The organism is Corynebacterium sp. HMSC035E02, assembly GCF_001836065.1.
In the GTDB taxonomy this organism is placed as follows: Bacteria; Actinomycetota; Actinomycetes; order Mycobacteriales; family Mycobacteriaceae; genus Corynebacterium; species Corynebacterium hiratae.
The window spans coordinates 31806-39661 of the sequence record NZ_KV827297.1 but is presented as its reverse complement, the minus strand read 5'-3'; the positions used below and the strand labels follow the sequence as shown (position 1 = coordinate 39661).

At 50.8% G+C, this 7856-nt stretch carries 4 protein-coding genes and 1 pseudogene; 4 read left to right on the top strand and 1 reads right to left on the bottom strand.

Going from position 1 to position 7856, the window contains the following annotated elements:
* The 4 genes and pseudogenes from HMPREF2635_RS01590 to HMPREF2635_RS01580 all read left to right on the top strand — a co-directional run.
* The coding region (locus tag HMPREF2635_RS01590; protein WP_141761667.1) for an IS3 family transposase at window positions 1-846 on the top strand (846 nt) is incomplete at its 5' end.
* A 39-nt stretch (window positions 847-885) separates the two neighbouring features.
* Window positions 886-1085: pseudogene (locus HMPREF2635_RS13190) on the top strand (integrase core domain-containing protein); the annotation flags it as partial.
* A gap of 194 nt (window positions 1086-1279) precedes the next feature.
* Complete coding sequence (locus HMPREF2635_RS01585) at window positions 1280-3166, top strand: glycosyltransferase family protein (RefSeq protein WP_070821167.1); 1887 nt, start codon at window positions 1280-1282, stop codon at window positions 3164-3166.
* A 16-nt stretch (window positions 3167-3182) separates the two neighbouring features.
* Window positions 3183-4178, top strand: a complete 996-nt coding sequence (locus HMPREF2635_RS01580; RefSeq protein ID WP_070821166.1) for a glycosyltransferase family 4 protein — start codon at window positions 3183-3185, stop codon at window positions 4176-4178.
* Between the two features lie 782 nt (window positions 4179-4960).
* Here the strand turns inward: HMPREF2635_RS01580 and HMPREF2635_RS01575 are convergent.
* Window positions 4961-6658 carry an ATP-grasp fold amidoligase family protein gene (locus HMPREF2635_RS01575; protein ID WP_083321271.1) on the bottom strand — a complete coding sequence of 566 codons (1698 nt, stop codon included), beginning with the start codon at window positions 6656-6658 and terminating at the stop codon, window positions 4961-4963.
* Window positions 6659-7856: the final 1198 nt, after the last annotated feature.

Here is a 7856-nt window from a genome sequence, read left to right as displayed (position 1 = left end):
CGGATGTGCCACGTGTTAAAGCTCAATCGCGCCTCGTTCTACAAATGGCTCAACACCCGCCAAGAACGCAGGTTAAAGACGTGTTCCGATGCTCTTATTGGTGCGAGAATCAAGACCATCTTCGATGATGAGCACGGGCTTTATGGTGCTAAACGCATCGCTGCAAGCCTTAAAGCCGATAAGGACTTTCCTCCGATAAATCACAAGAAGGTCGCACGCATCATGAAATCCATGGGCCTGAAAGGCTTTACTAAGCGGCGTCGGTGTATCACTACTAGGCGTAAGCTTGGACGTCGAGTCATGCCAGATCTAGTAGGCCGTAAATTCACCGCTGACGGGCCGAACCACGTCTATGTAGGCGATATCACCTACTTGCCGTGTAAGGGCGGCAAGAACATGTACCTGGCCACGGTCATCGACGTCTACTCGCGCAAGCTCGTTGGCCATGCGCTCGCAGATCACATGCGGGTATCGCTGGTTATCGAAGCTTTATCTCATGCCAGGAAAGTCCGTGGAAGCCTTAAAGGGGTAATTTTCCATTCTGATCATGGCAGTGTGTACACCTCACAGGCTTTTAGGGACCACTGCGCCCGGCTTGGCGTGCGCCAATCCATGGGCGCGGTGGGAACGAGTGCCGATAATGCCCTGGCAGAATCATTTAACGCCACCTTAAAGCGTGAAGTGCTACGTGATCAGAAAGTCTTTGACAGTCCAATCAGCTGTCGCCAGGAAGTCTTCCGATGGTGCATGCGCTACAACACGCGCAGACGGCACTCCTGGTGCAATCTTCTAGCCCCCGATGCCTTCGAAGCACTCACATCAGCTACACTGACCCAAGCAGCATAGCTAACCCCCGACGTGTCTACTTTCCGGGGGCCAGGCCCAGCCGAGACAGTCAACGGTCTCTACGAAGCGGAACTAAATCATACCCAAGGACCGTGAACGTCGGTCGCGGAAGTCGAGCACGCCATCTTGCGCTGGGTGAACTGGTGGAACACTAAGCGTCTTCACGAAGCACTGGGTTAAACCACCCACAGGAAATAGAAATCGAGTACTACCTCACCCAGCAGATCACCACGAGACCACAAAAGAAGCGGAACAAACTTCAGGACGCTTCACTTCAGTCCGCAACATCGACTCAGCAATAGGGGTGAATCGCTGCAGATGAACACCCTCTTGATTAGCCCAATCGCCCTGATCTTACAGTCAGGTAAGCTATCATTGCCTTGAACAATCCTCGTTTGTAAAGAGCCCTAGAATCGGAAAGTCAGAGAGGAAAATGGCAGTTCAAAAGATTGATGAATTAACGCGCCCGTTGGATGGCGTTAGCCTACGTGAAAATGTTTCGCCAGGACAAAAAATCTCATTATTTGTTGAGACTGTTTCAGAAGACGATCGTTCAAGACTCGCACTTGTCGCATTCAAGTTCTTGGATTCCGACGGGGAACCGATTGAGGATTTTGAGTGGAGCCGTATCTCCGAAGCAGTGGGATTCTATTCTTACCTTTCGCCTTCTGTTGATGGGAAGCCCGTTCAGGACCGGCTGGACATTATTGTTCCTCCTAAAGCGGTTGTCTTCGAAGCTGTGGGGAAGCAGTGGAGGAAGGGGAAGAACGGGAGTCCAACAATGCTCTTAGGTGATTTCCAGTTCCAAACCACTTCAGACGGTGTGGCTGCTTTTCGATACCCTTCAGGTAAGCCTGCTACGCTTTCGTCAAGTGAGTTCATTCAGCGTATTGCTTTGGATTCCTCAGCACGAGAATTGACTCTGTCGGCGACATATATTCCAAGCAAGGAGCTGAAGAATATTGCTCCGCTTAGCGTGCGTTTCATGGGCAGCAATGGAAACGAGCTTTTGGGGACGACGGACTTGCCGCAAAACCCGAGGTTTGGGTCTTTCATAGGACTGTCTGCGGGAGAATCCATCGAAACAAGATTTGAACGCACGATTGAGGTCCCTAAGGGGGCTACGACGCTCGAAATTGCAGGTGTTGATTGGGGGAGTTCTCGTGCTGCTATCGTTGGCCCCTTTGAAAGTAGTGTGGCTCAGGATCACTCCTTTAGCATTCGAGATTTCATCAGACAGTTGGGGCCCGAAACTCCTTTGATGATTATCGACACAACTGCTCCGCCATTGGGGCACGAGACCTTGTCGCTGCGCCCTAATAATCTAGCCGCAGCGTATAGCCGTTTAGGAATAGGAATTGTGTTTATCCCGTTCGGGTCGTTGCAGGAGTATCCAGCAATGGTGAGCGATAAGCTAGCGCAGATTCCACGCGCTGACTTTAACGAATTGCTGGAGGTTGTTACTGCAGATCGAACACCCGAAAACAGCACTTTTATTTGTTCTTCTTTCCCAAGTATTCAAAGTGTGACCGCGGTTCAACGGCTGAAGACAGCCGGTTGGACCACGGTCTATGAATGCCGCGATGATATGGAAGAATTTAATCGGGTAGGATATTCCAAATGGTATGACCCACAGCTCGAGCGGCAAATGCTCCGGATGGTAGATACAGTTGTTAGCGTCAGCGCCGCTCTCGATGAGAAACTGGTTTCGTTGTACCCCACCCTTGAGCGTCACTTTGTTATCCCGAATGCCGTCAACAAGCACGTCATCGACTCAACTCGTGAACTTCGCTCAACCGAAGTAACTGCGCAGCGAAATGCCTCGAGGAAAGTCGGTTATGTAGGACATTTGACCGAAAGCTGGTTTGATTGGCCGTTAGTGGTGGAAGCAGCTAAGAAGCTGCCAGATGTCACGTTCCAGATCGTAGGGCACGGAATGCCTAAAGGGATTGTACTACCGAGAAATGTCGAGTTTCTAGGTGCGATGAATCATGACGAACTTCGACCAATAGTAAAGAATTGGAAGGCTGGTCTCATTCCTTTCGCGGACATTCCGCTCACGAGATCGGTAGATCCGAATAAGATTTATGAGTACTTTGCATGGGGACTTCGATGCGTTACTGCCCCCATGGGCATGGTGCATGAGTATCCTTCGACTTGGGTCTATCGTGGAGTGGACGAGTTCGTTCATTGCATTGAGAGCGCCTTAGACTCTGAATTGACCTATGGCGAAATTGAAACGCTTACTCGCTTCCTCGAAAGTGCATCCTGGGATGATAGAGCTCGCGAAATGCTCGAAATCATGAAGCCCGGAAAGTAAGTGCTAGGAGAAACTGATGCGTAAGTTGATTATTTACCCAAATTGCTCAAAGGGCGGCGTTTCCTCCGTGATTCGCGGTAGGGCCGCGGATGAGCCGGACACTCAGTTCGACGTAGTCTTCTTAAAAGACCGGGGTGGACTGCAAACTTTTGCCGATGTACCGAATGCCGAAGTTCGGATCATACGCGAGGATAGAGCGAACGCTTATCTTACGTACTTGACTAACCGTGTGGAGTACGATTCGGTTCATGTTTTGAGCGCTCCTAAAATTGCTAATGCTTTGGTAGAGAACCCAGACGTTGTAGTGATTTACGAGTTCCACTCTTCTAGCATGCCTGTGGTAGAACAAGAGATAAAAATTCTAGACCTCGATAAGCTGAGTGAGATAGTGGTTCCGTCGGACGCCATGAGAATGAAGATTGGGGAGAGGCTGCCGCGCCGCATACTCAGTCGACTCTCGGTAGTTCCTAACTTGGTCGATAAACGTGTTTTTAGGGCTGACGGTGTCGCGGACTTTTTCGATAATGATCCGCACTTCGCTACGGGGAATCGACGTCCCCTGGTTTGGGTCGGGCGTTTTGACAAGAACAAGGGCTATCAATACGCTGTGCGTGCGTTGGCCCAACTACCGGATGAATACATCGGTGTGTTTATCGTAAGTTTGGAACACGAGCCAGCACGAACTGCGAGCTTCTTGTCTGAATGCGACGCTATGGGGATCAGAGATAGAATTCAGCTCTACATGAACCTCTCCCAGCCTGAGATGGCTAATCTATACAGGTCGGCACGCGATCGTGGTGGTGTTTACGTATCGACATCCCTGATGGAATCGTTTGGGTACGCAATTGCGGAGTCAATGACGTGCGGGCTACCTTGTGCTGCATTCGATCTTCCTATCTTAGAACTGCACCGAGGGCGAGGAAACCTCGGCGCTGTTCCAATTGGCGATGTGGGTGCTCTCGCTCGAGGCATTGAGGATATGCGTTCTTCTCTGGCAAACGTTGATTCTTGACATGATCTGTCTTCGCAGCTTCACAGACATCCTGTTGGGCTGATTGGAAGGGAGGTTTGTTGTATTGCACCCGAGGCTCCGAGACCTGTTTGGTGTAGCCCGTTACTGAAACTAAAACGGCTCTTCCGGTTTCGGAGTGCGTAGCGGGGCGAGGTAGAACACGACGGGTTCAGCGGATCGCCACAACATGTAGGGTCCCCTGGTGTGAAGATGAAAGTTCCTGCACAACCATCTAAACCCACCAGGGTCCGTGCTGCGAAGCCTCCTGGAAACCTCGTTGCCGACACCATCTGCTGTACCGCGGAAATTGGACTTGCCATCCACCGGTGCCGCTGATGCCGGTCCGCTGACCATCATTGAGGCCACGCCAGTAGCCGTTATTGGCGTGTGCCCGGACGGCGGACAGCCAGGCATCTTTCATAGTTGATGTTGTCGACACTACAATGCGATAGTGTTGTGCCACCTTATACCTGGAAGCAGCCGGTCCTTGTGGTTACCCCAAGGGGTTCAAACTACGATCAATATGGGGAACACGTGTTCAATTAGGCAGACCGCTTTAACCTTATCGAGGGCATGGAGCACCGAAAACTACCGAAGATGATCCTTAAACTGTCTGAAGCACAGGCTACAACGATGATTCGCTGGGTGTATCCAGAACTCAACGGGTCATGTCGAAAATGACGCCTGACTCCTTGTCCAATGCGACGGGAATAACATCGCTTAGGCAACAAACCTTCAACTTAGATCGGTATCCCGTGTGAGGCAGAGGCGCACCTAGGCACCTAGGCTCTATTGAGACCATCAATAGAGCCTAGGGCGTTTCTCCACATTTCTCCCATCAGTCTCTGCTGTTCTTGGGACATTGAATAGTGGGTGCCGTAGTAGAGCCCTCCAGGAGCGAGAGTGATTTCTCCCACCTTAGGGCCGTCATCTGTCAAGTACATATCGACTCGCGCAAAGGGCGTCGGCAACATCTTTGATGTGCGCCTAGCTAGATCGAGAATCTCTCGGTAACGAGATGGGGCCGGTTTGGGCGTATTTTGCACATACGATTCGTTACAAGAAATACGCTCATCGGTGATTGGCTCGAAGTTTCCATCAAACCAACTTACCGAGCTTGGCTTTGTGTTCCGATCAATCTCAAGCATGAGTCCCACTTCACCGTGAAAAGCATACGCTTTAAAGTCTCGAGGAATTGAGTACTTTTCCGGATCTAAATCGAAAATCTTTGGTTCAACAATCACGCATTTTCCGGCAGCCTTAGTTTCCAAAAAATATTTTTCCTGCTCCTCTCTTATTTCATCGAGTGTGAGTGAACGTCGCTTCATCTCATCCCAGTAAGAGTCAGCGCCCTGCTTGGTTAGAACCATGACGCCCTTAGTTGAGGATTGCAAACTCGGTTTTACAACGAATGTATCCGGGAGCCCGCTAAGGTCAATTGATTTCGGGTCGGTAAAGGTCTTAAAAGGTACGATTGTCGCAACTCCATGCCTTTCCAAGTACTCATAGCACTTCAATTTGTCATGTAGAAACCACGGTATTCCCTTTTCTCGGCCCTTGATCCGCTTCTCCATGTAGTCTTGCCACGTGGGAGGTTCAATGGCAACTTGCCTAGACGGCTCGCTCGGTTTTCGGCCATCTGCCATGGCCAATAAGTCTTCCCCAACGCTAAAACGCGAGTAGTCGGCCGGAGGCAATTCGCCCGAAGCTTTCATGGACTCAATTTTCTTTAGGAAAAGCGGTATGTCTTCCGAGTACTCTATCGGCAACTGTGCAGGGTGATAATCCCACCACCGCGAAGCCAGCATCCGTGTTCTAAGTTCTTCACTATCAAATCTAAAGGCGATAATCTGAGCCGGATTACCCTCAACAATCGCGAAAGCGGGGACGTCTTCGGTTACGACCGTGTTTGGGCGTATGATGGCCCCGTCTCCTACCTTCACTCCACGAGCAATCGTCGCGCCGTCACCAATCCTGACATCGTTGCCAATCAACGGAGCAGCCTCGGCAAGGCGTTGAAATGCAGACTGGGGTTCAATTCCGAAATCAGCTGCCAATATTTCACGAGTATGTTGGAAAGTGAACAACGGATGAGATGTAAAGCGCCCGGCAGGATGCTCGGGGCTGGAAATCCTTATGTTCGTTCCAGCTGAGCAAAATCTTCCTAAGGAGAAGTCGAGGTCGATTTGGGGAGTGCGGCAATAGGAGAAAGCTCCAAATTCGCAAATACGGTTTTGGGGCTGGTTCGAGTACTGCTCTACAGTAACGTCGCTTTTTAGCCTGATTTTCTGGCCGGGTGCGTATACTTTGGAGGTACGCCAAGGGTAGCCAGGAAATATTTTCCTATCCGCAAAATACTGTTCAACTTCTTCAGACCAATGAACTAAAAGTGCTGATCCAGACTTTTCAATCTTGATTCCCACCGTCAAACTTCTCTCTTCTCGATCGCTAAGCAGATAGCAAATTCTATCAGTTGACATGGAAGACTGGCAACGCCTTCGTAGTGGCGTTTCGGGAATGAAGCCCCTGTTGCATGTGTTTATGGCTTGATCGCCGCCAACCTTTTGTGATCCTGGCGGCAGTCAAGACCTCTTGGGATTTGCTTTGTTGCATCACTCGAGACAACAGACGGCTAAAACATGCGGTTCGGGCCAACACACCCCTGGACCCGGCATCAACTACTCGGAACACGAAAGTCTCGAATTCTCAGAATGCTGGTACCAAAAACTTGCACCTGACAGTGAAGCCAATTGCAATCGATTCCGAACAGGTACGCCAGTTAGAAAAGGGAACGCTAAGCTGCGCGAAGAATGCGATATCTCGCGCAAGGCTGCGAAGTGTTTGCCAAGGAGTCACGCTGGCAACTCACTTTCAGTTTGCCTAAGGTTACTGAACGGAGTACTCAGCTTACAGGGGGGCACGTGTTAAAGCTCAAGCGTTCCCCGCCCTACAGATGGCTCAACTCCGGTGAGCGGCGCAGGTTAAAATGCATTTTGACGCCCTTATCGGAGTAGGAATCAAGACCATCTTCGACGGCGTGCACAGGCTTTGTGATGCCAAACGAATCGATGCAAGCCTCAATGACGATACGGGCTTCGGTTTAACGAATCACAAGCGGGGCGTTTGAAACATAAACTCCATGACACTTAAGGGATTTGCTGAACGGCGTCGGTGCATAACCATCAGGCGCAAGCCTGACCGCCGAGTCAAACTAGATTTACTTGGCGGCAAATTCATCGCCAGCCGGGCCACGTCTATGTAGGCGGCATTCCGTACCTGCTGTGTAATGGGGTGGCAAGAATATCTACCTTGCCACGGTCATCGGTGCCGAGTCTCGCAGATCCGCTCCCTATGCATAGCTGACATCGTAAAGCCTAATGGCGAGTCAAAGGCTAACTTGCCGCTTTTGGAATTATTTCATTAAGGGACAGGACCCATGGTTTAGTCTCTAAGAAGCGGTTCCGCGTACTTCGTCGGCCCTAACTCCTCGATCAGCATTAACAGAGGGGGCGCCACCAAAGTTTATGGCTACCTATCGAACAGAACGTTTGCTGAGCGCCCGGAGCTTGCGCCCGCCTTTCCCGTAGATGTCCCGCCGGAGAAGACGGCATCGTTGATTCTGGAATAGCGGAAGCGAGCCGCTGCCGAACTAGTCGACTGTATTCACCCTATCCGGCC